25 protein-coding genes are annotated in these 13,699 nt (G+C 60.2%); 23 read left to right on the forward strand and 2 right to left on the reverse strand.

The window, feature by feature from the left end:
• Nucleotides 1-33: 33 nt before the first annotated feature.
• Nucleotides 34-726, forward strand: a complete 693-nt coding sequence (locus IPK79_00040) for a CHAT domain-containing protein (GenBank protein ID MBK8188821.1) — start codon at nucleotides 34-36, stop codon at nucleotides 724-726.
• Complete coding sequence (locus tag IPK79_00045; GenBank protein ID MBK8188822.1) at nucleotides 723-1,049, forward strand: hypothetical protein; 327 nt, start codon at nucleotides 723-725, stop codon at nucleotides 1,047-1,049. Before IPK79_00040 ends, IPK79_00045 begins: the two co-directional genes overlap by 4 nt.
• Here IPK79_00045 and IPK79_00050 read toward each other — a convergent pair.
• Together IPK79_00050 and IPK79_00055 are read right to left on the reverse strand one after the other, a co-directional pair.
• The gene (locus IPK79_00050; GenBank protein MBK8188823.1) at nucleotides 1,030-3,492 is read right to left on the reverse strand and encodes a hypothetical protein; all 2,463 of its coding nucleotides are present in this window, start codon (nucleotides 3,490-3,492) and stop codon (nucleotides 1,030-1,032) included. The two genes, IPK79_00045 and IPK79_00050, sit on opposite strands and share 20 nt — an antisense overlap.
• Nucleotides 3,458-4,138: a hypothetical protein gene (locus IPK79_00055; protein MBK8188824.1), complete on the reverse strand. Its 681-nt coding sequence runs from the start codon at nucleotides 4,136-4,138 to the stop codon at nucleotides 3,458-3,460. The genes IPK79_00050 and IPK79_00055 overlap by 35 nt, the downstream gene beginning before the upstream one ends.
• A gap of 116 nt (nucleotides 4,139-4,254) precedes the next feature.
• Between IPK79_00055 and IPK79_00060 the strand changes: the two genes are divergently transcribed.
• The 21 genes from IPK79_00060 to IPK79_00160 all read left to right on the forward strand — a co-directional run bounded on the left by IPK79_00060 (nucleotide 4,255) and on the right by IPK79_00160 (nucleotide 13,698).
• Nucleotides 4,255-4,656, forward strand: coding sequence for a hypothetical protein (locus IPK79_00060; protein ID MBK8188825.1), 402 nt, complete (start codon nucleotides 4,255-4,257; stop codon nucleotides 4,654-4,656).
• Nucleotides 4,647-5,039, forward strand: a complete 393-nt coding sequence (locus IPK79_00065) for a hypothetical protein (protein ID MBK8188826.1) — start codon at nucleotides 4,647-4,649, stop codon at nucleotides 5,037-5,039. Before IPK79_00060 ends, IPK79_00065 begins: the two co-directional genes overlap by 10 nt.
• Before the next feature lie 68 nt (nucleotides 5,040-5,107).
• Entirely contained in the window at nucleotides 5,108-5,869 is a 762-nt protein-coding gene (locus IPK79_00070; GenBank protein MBK8188827.1) for a hypothetical protein, read from the forward strand.
• Nucleotides 5,870-6,140: 271 nt separating this feature from the next.
• Nucleotides 6,141-6,428, forward strand: a complete 288-nt coding sequence (locus IPK79_00075; GenBank protein ID MBK8188828.1) for a hypothetical protein — start codon at nucleotides 6,141-6,143, stop codon at nucleotides 6,426-6,428.
• A 44-nt stretch (nucleotides 6,429-6,472) separates the two neighbouring features.
• A complete protein-coding gene (locus IPK79_00080; protein MBK8188829.1) occupies nucleotides 6,473-6,796 on the forward strand; it encodes a hypothetical protein in 324 nt (107 codons plus the stop codon).
• On the forward strand, nucleotides 6,783-7,085 hold the full coding sequence (locus IPK79_00085; GenBank protein MBK8188830.1) for a Vpu: 303 nt from the start codon (nucleotides 6,783-6,785) through the stop codon (nucleotides 7,083-7,085). The genes IPK79_00080 and IPK79_00085 overlap by 14 nt, the downstream gene beginning before the upstream one ends.
• The gene (locus IPK79_00090; GenBank protein MBK8188831.1) at nucleotides 7,072-7,374 is read left to right on the forward strand and encodes a hypothetical protein; all 303 of its coding nucleotides are present in this window, start codon (nucleotides 7,072-7,074) and stop codon (nucleotides 7,372-7,374) included. The genes IPK79_00085 and IPK79_00090 overlap by 14 nt, the downstream gene beginning before the upstream one ends.
• A complete protein-coding gene (locus IPK79_00095; GenBank protein ID MBK8188832.1) occupies nucleotides 7,361-7,795 on the forward strand; it encodes a hypothetical protein in 435 nt (144 codons plus the stop codon). Before IPK79_00090 ends, IPK79_00095 begins: the two co-directional genes overlap by 14 nt.
• 5 nt (nucleotides 7,796-7,800) lie before the next feature.
• Complete coding sequence (locus IPK79_00100; GenBank protein MBK8188833.1) at nucleotides 7,801-8,154, forward strand: hypothetical protein; 354 nt, start codon at nucleotides 7,801-7,803, stop codon at nucleotides 8,152-8,154.
• Nucleotides 8,145-8,432, forward strand: a complete 288-nt coding sequence (locus IPK79_00105; protein ID MBK8188834.1) for a hypothetical protein — start codon at nucleotides 8,145-8,147, stop codon at nucleotides 8,430-8,432. The genes IPK79_00100 and IPK79_00105 overlap by 10 nt, the downstream gene beginning before the upstream one ends.
• Before the next feature lie 2 nt (nucleotides 8,433-8,434).
• Nucleotides 8,435-8,749, forward strand: a complete 315-nt coding sequence (locus IPK79_00110; GenBank protein ID MBK8188835.1) for a hypothetical protein — start codon at nucleotides 8,435-8,437, stop codon at nucleotides 8,747-8,749.
• A complete protein-coding gene (locus IPK79_00115) occupies nucleotides 8,736-9,158 on the forward strand; it encodes a hypothetical protein (GenBank protein MBK8188836.1) in 423 nt (140 codons plus the stop codon). The genes IPK79_00110 and IPK79_00115 overlap by 14 nt, the downstream gene beginning before the upstream one ends.
• On the forward strand, nucleotides 9,080-9,619 hold the full coding sequence (locus IPK79_00120; protein ID MBK8188837.1) for a hypothetical protein: 540 nt from the start codon (nucleotides 9,080-9,082) through the stop codon (nucleotides 9,617-9,619). Before IPK79_00115 ends, IPK79_00120 begins: the two co-directional genes overlap by 79 nt.
• A 12-nt stretch (nucleotides 9,620-9,631) precedes the next feature.
• Entirely contained in the window at nucleotides 9,632-9,919 is a 288-nt protein-coding gene (locus IPK79_00125) for a hypothetical protein (protein ID MBK8188838.1), read from the forward strand.
• Nucleotides 9,920-10,162: 243 nt separating this feature from the next.
• The gene (locus tag IPK79_00130; protein ID MBK8188839.1) at nucleotides 10,163-10,387 is read left to right on the forward strand and encodes a hypothetical protein; all 225 of its coding nucleotides are present in this window, start codon (nucleotides 10,163-10,165) and stop codon (nucleotides 10,385-10,387) included.
• A gap of 27 nt (nucleotides 10,388-10,414) precedes the next feature.
• On the forward strand, nucleotides 10,415-10,744 hold the full coding sequence (locus tag IPK79_00135) for a hypothetical protein (protein MBK8188840.1): 330 nt from the start codon (nucleotides 10,415-10,417) through the stop codon (nucleotides 10,742-10,744).
• Complete coding sequence (locus tag IPK79_00140; protein MBK8188841.1) at nucleotides 10,741-11,262, forward strand: hypothetical protein; 522 nt, start codon at nucleotides 10,741-10,743, stop codon at nucleotides 11,260-11,262. The genes IPK79_00135 and IPK79_00140 overlap by 4 nt, the downstream gene beginning before the upstream one ends.
• Complete coding sequence (locus tag IPK79_00145) at nucleotides 11,263-11,706, forward strand: hypothetical protein (GenBank protein ID MBK8188842.1); 444 nt, start codon at nucleotides 11,263-11,265, stop codon at nucleotides 11,704-11,706.
• A gap of 18 nt (nucleotides 11,707-11,724) precedes the next feature.
• Nucleotides 11,725-12,756 carry a phage Gp37/Gp68 family protein gene (locus tag IPK79_00150; GenBank protein MBK8188843.1) on the forward strand — a complete coding sequence of 344 codons (1,032 nt, stop codon included), beginning with the start codon at nucleotides 11,725-11,727 and terminating at the stop codon, nucleotides 12,754-12,756.
• Nucleotides 12,757-12,790: 34 nt separating this feature from the next.
• Nucleotides 12,791-13,177, forward strand: coding sequence for a hypothetical protein (locus IPK79_00155; protein MBK8188844.1), 387 nt, complete (start codon nucleotides 12,791-12,793; stop codon nucleotides 13,175-13,177).
• On the forward strand, nucleotides 13,174-13,698 hold the full coding sequence (locus tag IPK79_00160; GenBank protein MBK8188845.1) for a hypothetical protein: 525 nt from the start codon (nucleotides 13,174-13,176) through the stop codon (nucleotides 13,696-13,698). Before IPK79_00155 ends, IPK79_00160 begins: the two co-directional genes overlap by 4 nt.
• Nucleotide 13,699: the final 1 nt, after the last annotated feature.

Here is a 13,699-nt window from a genome sequence, read left to right on the forward strand (position 1 = left end):
ATCCCCAAGCCGGGTTGTCCGGTGGAAGGCACTATGAAAATCCTACTGATTGCGCCCGAAAATCACGATCTCAGGACGCTACCTGAGATTTCCTCGATCACGATCTCGCACAACGTGCGTCTGCTGATCGAGCGGGTCACAACCCGGATGTTGTTCGATCTCTGCGCCAGCGAGCGGTACGACGTGCTGCACTTTGCCGGGCACGGCGGGCCGGACGGCATTCTTCTCAGCGACAACGTGTTGCTGTCGGCGGATGAAATCGCCACCCTGTCGCGCATGAGCGGCGCGCGTGTGCTCTTTTTCAACGCTTGCTCGACAGGCCGGCTTGCGGCATACTCCATCCGGCACGGCGCGGCATTCGTTTTCTTTGCGGTGGTCGATTTGGAAGACGACAAGGCATGGTCGAAACCGACAGCGTTCTACCGCAACGCCACAGACACCAGCGACGCGTCCTTACTGGCGGCGCTGGCGGTTGCGGACGCCGGCGATAGCGACTACGGCTACATGGTCTCCCCGAACCTGATCATCCGCTACATCGACAAGATTGCCGAGATGCAAGCGCAGATCGACCAACTATCTGCGCAGTTCGAGAAGATGGAGAAGGAAACATTGGCGCTTACCATCGACAAAAACCGCCTGATGCGGTCGATCATGTTCTACATGGTCGCGTTGTCGGTGGTCGTAGTGATCATCTACGCGCTGAGCGTGTTTGGAGGTAGACAGTGAACTGGGCAATTGTTTCGATTGTGGCGCACGTCATGTGGATCGCCTGGCTGATGGCGATTATCGTGTCGATTCACGTTATCGACGGCGGGTGTATCCGCTTCACGCATCGCCCCGTGCTGATCGTCGGGCTTGGCGCCACCGTGATGTGGTTTATGTTTCTGGCCGTCTCGACCGTCGCCGGCCCGATCACGCGCGGCGACATCGCCATCCTGATCCGCGTCACAGAGGCGACGGCCGCGTTGCTGATGTGGACGTGGTTTGCACTGATGGTCAAAGCGGCGCGCCGGCGCATGGTCTTCGTCGTTACAGGAAGTCGAGCTTGAAGCGGCGATTGGCCGGCGTGAAAGTGAGAGCCAGCGACTCGGCCTTGTCGGGCGAGCGCCGCAATTGCGCCTTCATGTCGTCTTTACTCATCACCAGGATATTGCCCTTGCGGTCGCGCCCATAGGTTGGCGCCAGAAGTTCCTCACGTAGTTCGTCATCGGGAGGCAGCATTGCGCCCTTATCGGTGCGCAGCCACTCACGCACCGACCACCACAACTGGTCGCGCAGCGCGACGAACTCCCCTAGTTCCTCTTGACCTTGCTTCGCTTTCTGGTCTGGTTTCTCGGTCACGCGCACACCGATCACGCGCACCTTGTGGCGCAGCCGGCGATTGATCAGCGGCGGCGCACCCGCGCCCAGACCGTTTGCGTCCACACAGATGCGCGCCACGGAGACGCGCTCGTTCTGCGAGCGCGGCAGCGACATGAGAATATCCACCGTCCTATCGGCAGTCACGCCCAGATCGACGCCGCCCCACGTGTACGAGCGCCCCACGAAACCGCCCCAGCGCGGCGTCAACACATTCGAGTCAACGCCGAAATCAGCCACGTCCAGCCCGATGATCGGATTGATGCCAAGCGGCGGGCCTTCACCGAAGCGGGCAACGTAGGCGTGCCAGCGCGTGATCGCCGCGTCGATCCAATCGTCGGCAATCAACTGATTGTCGCCTTGCGGCGGGTACTCGCCAAAGGTCATGTACCACAGCGAGTTCTCCGTCACCTTGCGCCAGCCGGCATCCAGAGGTAGATAGGGGCGGCCATCCTTGCCGACCGTCACGTGGCCGGCAAGAAAATCGGGCACCTGAAAGCACTGGCTGTCGGGCTGCTCGTTGGGCGAAAGCGGGCGCGACATCTCCTGGATGCGGCGCACGGTCGTATCGCGATTGACGGCGCCGGGCATCAACTCTTTACCGGTGATCACGTTCGGATGGCTAAGCGCACTCAATTGGATCACATTGGCGCGGCGGTCGCGCGTCATCTGCCAGACCGGGCCGGTCTTCTGGCGTGGATTGAGCATGATCAACATGCGCGCAAACCCACCCGACATACACCCCTCGATGGCGCGATAGATTTCCGAAGGCACCGCGTCGCCCTCGTCCACGATAAAGAGCAAATAGGGCGCGTGTTTGCCAGAGAAGCGCGCTTCGCGTTCGTTGGGCTGCGTGTTGAGCGGAATCGTGACGCCGGTCAGAAACTCGACTGGGGAACGCTCCAGATGCATCAAAGAGCGTCGATCATCGTTGAATAACGTCGGGTGCTTGCCGACTACATTGGAAATCTCGCCCCACAGCAGCCGGCGCAGATTGTCTTCAGGCGGCGCGGCGGTCGTGTAGACCTGCGCGCCGGGAAAGCACTTGTAGAACCACACCGCAATGCGGGCGGCGCTGTGCGTGTTGTGCGTGACGATGCAATCCTGCGTCAGAAACAGACGATCTTCCGCCTCGACGCGGATGCAGACGCTATCTATCGCGCCGACATAGATAGCAGACTCGACAATCCGCTCGATGCGCTGCGGTCGCCACTGAGCGATCTTGTGTGGCACGGTGAACGGGCAAAACGGCACACGAATCGCAAAGTGCGACGCCGCGCCTGCAATGCGGTGATCTTTCGGCGGATTATCTGGCAAGGGAAGCATGACGCCGCCGAGGGTGTTGACCAGGGTGCGCAACTGGCGCTGCTTGGCGGCGTCCGGTTCAGCGTACACACAGTTACCTTCGTCATCGATGTAGCCGTAGGCGTCGAGGATGCCGGCCAGGATGGTGCGGCGCTGGTCGATGCTGCTGAACAACGCCGCGTGCGGCAGCGTGTCGGTGGAGTGAGCGGCGAACCAGACGCCCATTGCGTGGGGGGCGGGCAGGGACGCGGCGGGAAACTCGACAGGATCGCAAATGGGAATGTGCAGGCGCTGGTCGAGTTGGTCGATAATCTGGGCGGTCGTGAGGATTTGATCGCTGCCGTCGTACTGCTCGATCTGCCATAGATGATCTTCGCTGCAATCAACCCAGGCGCCATCGCTGAAGTAGAGCGTGTAGGTCGGTTGCAACCCTTGCGGGAAGACGCCGGTCACGCGCGTGGGGCGGCCATTGCGCCCAATGACCAGATCGCCTACAGCCAGATTACCGATGGGGCGATAGCCAGTGGGCGTGAGGACAGGCGTATCGACCGGCAGACTCTTGCCGGTGGCATTGGCGGATTGCGCGACCGTGACAGGGTTGCTGTAGACGGAGTTCATCACCGTGATCACATCATCGGTGAAGGTGTCGCCTAGCACTTCGCGCCCGAACGCGGCGGGATCGGACTGGTAGCGGTAGAACTTGGAACGATCTTGCTTGGCGCGCGTTCCTTTGCGGGCGCGCTTGCGCGCTTCAGCCATCGCATCGCGCAGCAGGGCGCTGACAATGCGGTCATCACTCAGGATCGGATGCTTCGAGTTGCTCGACAAGAGCATTCACGGTCTCCTCGAACACCGTGTCGGGGTCAAGGCCGGCGTCGGTCAAGGCTTCGCGCCACTGCTTGACCATGACTTCCTTACTATCGGTGGGCATCTGCAAGGCACGGCGCATGAGCTTGAACGCCATATCAATGTGCTTGTTGACATCAGCCTCGTCAAACTCGGTGGGATTGGGGCGCATCGCCATCATGCCGAGTGCCCGGTCTAACAGCGTGTCGCCGGCCTCGTACTCCTTGTCGCGCAGCGCCGCCTGTTTGGTGCGGATGGCGGCCAGGCGCTTGCGGTACACATCTTCATCGAATGCGGCGGCGCGTTCGGCCCAAGTCTTCGAGTGCTCAAAGACCGAACCGACAGGCTTTTGACCTTGTGTGTCGCGCCCATGCACCCAGTCGTAAAAGTGGATCGGTACGCTGATGCGATTGTACGCGAGTCGGACAACCTTGCGTCCGCACTTTTCCTGCCAACGCACATACGCTGCTGCAACCCGGCGCGGCGGCGGTTGATCCAGGTACGCATAGACAAACGCCTCGTAGCTTATCGCCGTGTCCCAGGGCTGTTTCTCCCATAGATTGGGGCTTTCCTCGATCTCGATGTGCGGTTCGTCTTTCGTTTTGGTGGATTTCTTGAGTCTAGCCATTACTCTAGCCTTATTGACAATTCATGTACTGTATAGTAGAATTTTATTCTGTCGGGCATAATTTCTGACGATTTATACACTACTAGAATAATCTGTAAGCGGAGGATAGTCAAGCATTGGACGCAAAACCAGTTTGGGGGATGACACGCAGCGAGTTTCGGGCATTTGCCGAGGGGCAGGGAGATGCGCGTGATCCTGCGCGCCGGCCGTACTCGATTGGCGACTACGACCTACCGGCGCGGATTGTTGTGGAAGATCGGGTGTACTCGTTTTGGTACGCCAGTCGCCACAGGCGCGGCACGCAGATGAGCATGTCGAATCGGCTCTACGTTGCGGGGCCGGGACTGCGCGCGTCCAAGACGGCGGCGGGATCGATGAGCAACGCCGATGCGACATTCTTTCTGCGCAATGTGCGCCGCGCCGAAGTGTGCCGGGCGCTGGCGATGGGGTTGCCAGTGCCGGCGGAAGTGCTGCGCGAGTTTCCGAAGTTGATCGAGGAAGGTGCGCCGTGCAGATAGTACCAATCGGGTCTGAAATCGACATTCCAGAGCGGATCGCTGTATGCCCGATCTGCGGCGCTAAACTGATCGTGGAAAGCATTGACGAGTGGGAGGAAAGCGAGGACGATGACCAGTTTTGGATTGTCAGCGAGACAGGATTGCACTTAACTTGCTCATCTTCGCCGTCACTTGATAGCGACAATTGGGATGCGTGGTTCAATTGGCATTTCAGTATGCCCTACGTGGATTGGCTGCCGATTGAGATGCGCGTCACGCAGATGGTGCGTGAGAGAGTTCGCTTTGTAGAAGCAAGAGAAGCATCGTGCAATCCGCCTGTTGTTTCGATAGAATTGCCAGGCGTGCCGGATTGCCAGCCGGCGTTGTTCGATGCGGGCGATTGACATTTCCTACACTGTATACTATCCTGTATGAAAGTGATATATCCATGAAGATTCAGGGGTCAGACGCAATGGTTTTACTGTTCGACAAGCGGTGGCGAAAAGCCGCCCAGTGCCTGGAAGACCAGGGCTATACGATGAAGGTGCGTGAGGGGCTGGTTGTCGTGCCGGCGATCTTCGAGAAGCGTGGCGCCGAGACGCTCTACCTCGTGCGTCCGCTGCTCGATAGCCTCTACCACTACGCGCCGGTTGCGGAAGCCGGCATCGCCAGTGCGTGCGGATTGATCGACGCTGGCGAGGACGGTGCACTGTTTTTCTATCACGGCGCCGATGTGCAGCCGCCGTCCGATTGGCGGTGGGTGCCGCGCACGTGGCGCAGCCGTCCCAAGCTCGGTTACGGCGTGCGCGATGCTGCCGAACATGCCGGCGTATCGAAGAACTCGATCAAGACGGCCACTTACCGAAATGGCCGCGTGCCCCTGAGCGCGGCGCAGATGGTGGGTGGGAAACGTATCGTCATGTTTGATGAGGAAGGGCTGGCGACCTGGATCGAAGGCCGGCGCCGTGGCCCGTCACGCGGCAAGAACTTCCGCACCCGCGCCCACCTGGAAACGGCCAGCAAGACCCGGCTGGCGCGGATCATCCGCACGGACATCGAACGCGGCGACGCTGTACTGGCGCAACGGCTCGCCGGCGCAGTCGAGCCGTTGAACGGACGCAAAGCGCCAGAGATTATCAAGGCGATTGCGACGCCAGCCGGCCTCGATTCCGTCATGGCGTTGGCGCTGCAACTGGAGCGTGCGGCGCTGATCGATGTCGCCGCGACCGAGTAGGCAAACATCGGATTGACCCCTGGCGGACAAGATGTTGATCTTGTCCGCTTCTTTTTGCCATCAGATATTCTTGAGTGAATGAATAATGCGTATTGACATTATTTACACTGTACGGTATTATGATTGTGTAATTTTTCGCCAAAAAGGAGGTGACGCACAGGAAAGACGGTAGAGGGGTGCAGGCGGGTAGGGTCTCAGGGAAATTGCACGCACGTTCCCGCCTGCACCACGATTGAAGAAGTCGGCAATTGAAAGAAAGGGAGGTGTAGGGGTGACGCACTACGCAATTTCTCGGATTGGCACGACCGTTGCCGAGGTGACGGTCAAGGACGGCGTGGTAACGCCGGTCAAGGCAATCATGGGCTTCGATGTGGATTTGCTCGACGTGAGCCGGCTTTTCGGCAGCGTCGAAGCGGCGGCGCGTGCGGCTTTGCGCGTGCTTGAACAAAACCAGGGCGGAGGCAGTTTCACTATCACGCGTTTGAGCCTGGAGCACCTGGCCGGCGCGGTGGCGGATCAGCCGGTCGTCAAACGCAGTGGCCGGCACGGGCGCCGGTAGGAGGAAGTATGCTCGACAGATGCCCGATTTGCGGGGAGATCAGATTGTTCAACCACAAGTGCAAGCCGCGTTGGGCGGTTTTCCTCGACATTGACGGCGACCCCGCCAGCATCTTTGCGGATGATGAACAGGCGGCGGTCGTAGAGTACGCAAGCGAACATGATAACGGCGACTATCATCTGCTCAACGGCGGCGAGCTTGACGTGCGCGTCTGCACGTGGGGCGAGTGGCAGGAGATCACCGACTTGGAAAACGAAGACGCCACGAACGCAGTTATCGCCAAGCTGCCGCGTTATCGCGCCACGGGCTACTTGGTGCCGGAGTACACGGCAACCAGGATCAAGGAGGTTACACATGCCGAACTCTGAATTGTGGGGAGCGATTGTCCTGTTGGCAATCGCGCTGGCGGCGGCGATTGTCCTATGGGCGTCGCTGTATCGTCGCTGGCAGCAACAGTTGCAGGAGAATAGCCTTCTCCGACTGGACAACGAAAAGGCGTGGATGTCCGCACAGTACTACCGCGTCCAGTTCGAGGACATGGAACTGCGCCAGCGTCACCTCGATGAACTTCACCGCCGGCAGGTCAACGAACTCCAGAAGGCGTTGACCGTCGTGCAAGAATCGACCACCCGGATTCGACATAATGAAAATGATTGACTTTCAGATGGCGTATAGCCGGCTGGCGAATGCGTACTATGCGGCGATGTCGCGTGGTGCGTTTACGCCCGGCAGCGATTCGCGGTTTGTGCTGGCCGGCGACACGGCGCCGTTGCTCAACCTGACGCCAGAGCAGTTGCAATACCGGAAGGTGTTTGGCGTGCGGTTAGTCAAGGACGACGCGGCGCCGGTTGGGGTGGTGCTCTTGCGTTGGCGCATCGGGAGCGTGGAACTTCAGATCGACGTGATGCTGAGCGTCGAGCAAGGAGTCGATCATGGCGGTGCTTAACTACACCACGACCATCGACCCACACAAGAGCGTGGGCGAGATTCAGAAACTTCTTGCCGGCAAAGGTGCGCGTGGTGTGCTTGTCGGGTACGACGATGCCGGCAACCCCGTCTCACTGGCGTTCGAGATCGCCGCGTCGGGTGCAATCTTCCGCTATCAGTTGCCGTGCCGCCATCACGCGGTGTGGAAGCAACTCCAGCGCGACCCGCGCACAACGAAGGCGCAGCGCACCGAAGCCCAGGCGCTGCGCGTGGCGTGGCGGATTCTCAAAGATTGGGTGGAAGCGCAAATGGCGATTGTTGAGGCGCAGATGGTCGATCTGCGGGAAGTGTTCTTCGCGTACAGCTTGACCGACACTGGGCAGACGATGTACGAGCGGTCGGCTGGTCTGCTGACCGGGCCGGCGGAAGGTAACGGGTAGGAGAAATGCTCACAGTTCGTGACCTTCACCACAAGGCAATGCGCATCGCGGATGACGCGCACATACTCCGGCATTTTGGCGACACGGCTGCGGCGACAAGTCGATTTGCCGAGGCCGCCGAACTGGAGCGCCAGGCTTTCGAGTTGCTGCCGGCTCCACCCGAAAGCGAACCGACCTGGACGATCATAGCGATCTCAGTTTCGAGTCTCTACCTGAAAGCCGGCAATTTCGAGAAAGCGCGCCTGTACGCATCGCAGGTGCTCACCGATCCAGGGGCGCAGCCATCCAAGTATCACCGTGACATGGCTGCGGAGATCATCGCTGATTGCGAGAAAGGCGAGGTGACGGAATGCTGGTGAAAGATCGTCAGATTTACGTGCGCTTCGTGGTAAAGCGTCTTGACACTGGCGCGTCGCTGGCTGCCTTCAACGTGACGCTCGACGTGCCGGATGGCACCAGCCGTAGCGAAGTCGAGAAGCACATCGACCACCTGCGCGTGCAGGCGATCCGCGACACGATTGCCGTTGACGAACACGTGTGGTCGGACATCCCCGAAGACGAAGCTGTGCGGCGCGACACGTTCGGGCGCCCGGATGCGCTTTGGACGGGTGCGATTTTAAGCGGGAAAGGGGAGTAGCCGTGCGCCGATCTGATTATGAAATCCTGCATGTGTACGCGCCGGTCACGTGGCACGACGAAGCCGGCATTGTCGGCACGCGCGATGCGTTGGTCGCGTTGCGCGCTGCCATCGATGACGCGCTTGCCAATCGCCAGTCAACCTTCGAGACCTTCGTCGCTGACGGCGAGGGGTACGACCTGCACGTCGTTTGCGTGGAGCCGGAAGATTTGGATGGGATCGAGTACCCGTACACCCATCCGTTTGCGCAAAGCCACCTTGCACCCTGGACGGAGCTTCTGGCTGTCCCGCCGAGCGTGAACCATGCGCAAACCTGACCCAGAGCAGCAACGGAAGATCATCGTCGGCAAAGGCATTTGCACGCCGATCCGCGGCGCGGTGCTCACGGCGCTGCAACCCTACGGTGTGCGCTTCTCGATGCGCACCTACGGACGCGGGTTAGGTGGCGAGATCACGGATGATGGTGTGAGTGGGGCGTACATCTACATTGCCGAGATTGTCGTGCGTCAACGCGCGGCGGCGTGGACGGAATACCTGTTGTGCCGCACGACGCAGTTTTCGTTGCTGTCGAAGCCTATCGACAAACGCAACATGAAGTGGGCGGCGCGACACAACGGCGTCATGCCTAAAGCCTGGGTTGAGCCAGGTTGCAAAATCAAGCAGCCGGGACAGGGCAAGCCGGCCAGAAAGCAAGCGGAACAGAAAGCGTGGTGGCAATTGTGGTGAATCGGATCATCGTGGGGGATGCGCTCGACATCGTAGGGCGTGAGGGCGGCGTGCTGCTGCACCAGGTCAACTGCATCCGCGCGGCGGGCGCCGGCATCGCGCTGCAAATTCGACAACGCTGGCCGGCGTGGTACGAAGCGTATCGCAACGACGACCGCAAGCTAGGCGACGCGACGATCTTCCGCTGCCAATCGTGGCCGGCGGCGTGGGTGGGCAATCTCTACGCTCAATTCACGGTCGGGCGCGGCAGCCAACAGACGGCATACGATGCGTTACGCCAGGCGCTAGTCGCAATGAGCGAGACGTTGGATAACTCGACAATCGGCGCGCAAGTCTATGTGCCGTTCGGTCTGGGCAGCGGACTCGGCGGCGGCGATTGGTCGATGGTGGCGCGCATCGTTTCCGAGACGATGCCGGATGCGTTGATTGTGCGCTTGCCGGACGGCGTGCGCAGAAAGTAAGGGTAGAAGAAAATGCAGTTCGTCAATGTACCAGGGGGAGATCGCGTCTGCCTGAGCAAAGAGGACGCCATCGCAATGATCGCACCGGGCGAAAGCGTCCACGTGGTGAGCAACGTCGGCAACATCTTCATCGGTGCGGATTGGTTACGCGCCGACGTGATTGCGCAAATCTACGAATGCGTCCCAGAAGAAGCCGGCCCAATCGCAACCGCGGAGGGTTACGGCCTGGTAATTTACGTGGACGGCGCACCGTACTTCGTGAAGACGGTCAAACAAGAGGATCGCGGTCAGGCTTCCTGATCGCCGCCGATATGCCTACGGGCATAAAGCGGTGAATGATCGGCGGATTTTATGCGCGGTGTAATTAGTGCTAATAAGGCATAGCAAAAGAGTTTCTGGGAGTGCATCGCGCGAAAATGCCCGCTACGGGGCGTGAGAGGGTCTACACGGCGTTTCGAGGTCACGCGAGATCAAAACTACGCGGGACGCGCGCGAAGTGGCCTTGCAGCCCGTCTGTGAAGGTCGATTTTTGGAGGGTGGCAAATGAGCGTTTTTCGGGTTGGGGACTGGGTGAAAATCGATGCCAGCGTGCTTTCCGGCGCGCTCGTGGATCAGCTTGGGCGCGGGCGCACCGCCGAGTACACCGGGCGCGTGGTCGAAGCGCCGGCGTCGAATCGTGAGCGCGTACGCGTCGCGGTCGATGGCGGCGACACGCTGTGGTTCGACGCCGATGTACTGTCGGCTAACCCTCAATTTAGCATACTGTGATTTATGTCGAACGGAGAAAGCAAAGCAATGAATAGCACGCACCCGTTGCCGGCGTTCCTGTCGGCGTCCGTTCCGTTGCTGATGCGCGAACTGAAAAGCGCCGGCGGGCCGACGCCTGAACAGTTCGCGTCGCTGTCTGAGTTTTCGCAGGTGCTCGGTGAGCGCGGCGATGCGCTGCTCTTTGGCGGCAAGACAGGGGAGGCGTCGCAGTTGGCGAACCAACTGGCGCACAGCATCGCCGTGCTGAGTTTCGTGCCGGGCGGGATCAGAATCTTCGGTATGCACTTCGAGGCCGCCAGCGGCAAGTACGGCGTCATCGAATCAACGTTCAATCGCAAAGCGAAGGAGTCTTTATGAAGTGGGTCGTGTATTTTCTGTTGCCCTGGACGGTGCTCGTCGGCATGGTGATGCTGTTCCGCGCATATCCGGTCGAGACGACTTCTGTTGTCGCCTTGATCGCCGGCACGTTCGTGCTGAAACGGTGGGCGGATGAACGCGTCTACCCGGAGCCGGATACTGTGCGGTTGCGCGTGTACGAAGACGGCACGGCGATTGCCAGCTACGAAGGCGAGATGACCGGCGACGAGTTCGAGTCGTTCCGACGCCGCGTGGCGCAGTTCGTCAGCACGGCGCAGCAACCCGCTTCGCAGAACGTGACGCCACAAGCGATGACGTTGAGCTTCGACCAGGCGCTGACCGTGACGCAGTTGCGCACCCTGTTGGCAAGTTGGCCGGAAACCGACGCCGACGGTTTACCGGTCGAAGTCTGGATCGAAACCGGCGTGAATCTGTTCTCCGCCGTGATCGAAGTGAAGCCGTTGCGGAATGGCGCGGTCTTGACGTTGGCCGGCGCTGCGTTCAAGGAGGAGGAGTAGGTGGACATCATTTCGCCTTTTGCAACCCTGATTGGTTTGGCGAAGCACGGCCGGCTGCATCGCATCGAGTGGGTTGGCTGGAACGGCTACCGCGTAAGCAGCCTACTGCGAACGTACAGGATTCATTTTTACGAAGTCGGCATGTACACGCGCAACGGCGAGACGATCCGGTGGGCAAACATCAACCGCAAACAGGCGGCCTGGGCGGAATACATCCTATTGCGCGCTGGTGTGCCGCTGGTCAACAAACTAATCGATCCGCGCAACCGCGAGCGCGCCGAACGGCACGCCGGCGCACCGCCAGCCTGGGACGGAAAGAAGAAGCACACGGCGTCGCCGGTCGAAGTTATCTTCGACGCAATCGCCTGGGCAACGGGTCACGGGGATGGTCTTCAGCCGGCAGCGCCGCGCGGCAAAGCCGGCAAAGAAAGAAAGGGAAGGTGACAAGTGGCAGAAACGAAGATCGAGTGGACGCACCAGCGCAACCCGGATGGCACGGTGACGCCTGGGTTTACCTTCAACCCCTGGGTGGGTTGCCAGAAGGTAAGCTCTGGCTGCAAGCACTGCTACGCCGAGACGCTGATGGACACGCGCTACGGCAAGGTGAAGTGGGGGCCGGCTGGCACGCGCGTGCGCACCAGCGACGCCAACTGGCGCAAGCCGTTGACATGGAACCGGCAAGCGGAAAAGGAAGGCCGGCGGTTGCGCGTCTTCTGCGCGTCGTTGGCCGATGTCTTCGAGGGTCGCGAAGAAGTTGCACCGTGGCGCGCTGACCTGTTCGAGTTGATTGCGAAGACGCGGATGCTCGATTGGCTGCTGCTGACCAAACGTCCAGAGAATATCGAGCCGATGCTGCGTGCCATTACTACGCCGGGTGGGACGCTAGACGCTTGGCGCCTGTTGGAAACGGGCTACTATTCCAACGTCTGGCTTGGTACGTCGGTCGAGAACCAGGAAGCCGCCGACGAACGCATTCCGAAGTTGCTGGCGGCGCCGGCAAAGGTGCGCTTCCTGTCGTGCGAGCCGTTGCTTAGCCCGGTCGATTTGATCCGGTTGAATGGAGTGCTAGTGCGCAAGCAAACGCACGCAATCCTCGATGATCGTGGGACATACGGCATGGCGAACGAATCCGTGCGCTTGCCTGTTGGCGAGACTGGTATCCACTGGGTAATCGTAGGCGGGGAGTCTGGGCAGCAAGCGCGCCCGATGAACCCGGAATGGGCGCGCTTGCTGCGCGATCAATGCGTCGATGCCGGCGTTCCCTTCTTCTTCAAGCAGTGGGGCGAATGGGGCGATCCCATCTCAATTACGGTAACTGGGCGGGCGCGTGCCGGGTGGTATGAAACGCCGCCCGAAGGGGTGAATCGGCACGAGTTTTCCGGCACAATGGTTGGCGATGTCGAGTTGCGCTCCTTGAGACCAACGGTTTACCGCGTCGGTAAGGCCGCAGCCGGCCGACTGCTCGACGGGCGCGAGTGGAACGAAACGCCGTAAGCGTAGGCGACAACGCATAAGAAAGGATTGCCCGATGATTTTGGACAAAGAGAACGTAGCAGAACTGTGGCAGGTGGAAAAAGCAAGAGCCGATCTGTTGGCGGCTGAGCTTGAGCGCGTTCGCATTGCGCTCGATGGGTACGACGATAGTGACCTGGCATCGCTGGCGCGGACAGTCATGCGTCAGAACGAAGCGTTGCGCGCCGACAACGAGCAATGGCGCAATGCCATCGAGACGCCGCGCCCGATTCCGCCGGCGCTTGAGATTGCACGCAGCGTCGAAGCCGCGCTTGCTTTGCTGCAAAACGTCGATGCCGAGGAGCTTGCTCACGCAGCATTCTTCGCCGGCCACACCGCCGGCTATCGCGAGGGATACGGAAACCGACGATTGGCTGACGCTTCAAGAAAGGAGCAATCATGATTCTGTGGAAAGCAACGTTGCGTCCGCACCAACTGGAACTCGGCGCGTCGCTTGTGGTGTACGCGCTCTCTGAGACACCAGAGGGAGCCATGAGAGCGGCGAAACGACAAGGCGACCGGATACTGCATGAGCGAATGCGCCGGCCAGGTGATCTGGAGGGCATCGTAATCGAGTCGCGCTGCGACTTCGAGCGCCTTGAGCGGTTGTCGAGCGACAACAACCTGATCTGGGACTCAGCGCCCTACTACCCCTACCTGGCAGGTAGGGGACAGTACGAACTGCAAGGCAGAGACGGTGACTATCTGAGTTTGTGGCAGGTTGAGCTTTCACCAAACAAACCGCAGATGGCAATGGAGATGCAAGTCAACGTCGTGGCCGGCGACATTCAGACGGCGCTCGTATACGCCAAGCGGATTGCCGAGGCAGAGTTCGCACACTTCGAGGATGACGACGTGCAGTACACGCCGACCAGCGCAACGCTGTTGGCGAGTTGCGTGCAGGTGGCGACAGGAGGGGCATAGC

Source organism: Vampirovibrionales bacterium, assembly GCA_016712355.1.
GTDB lineage: Bacteria > Cyanobacteriota > Vampirovibrionia > Vampirovibrionales > Vampirovibrionaceae > JADJRF01.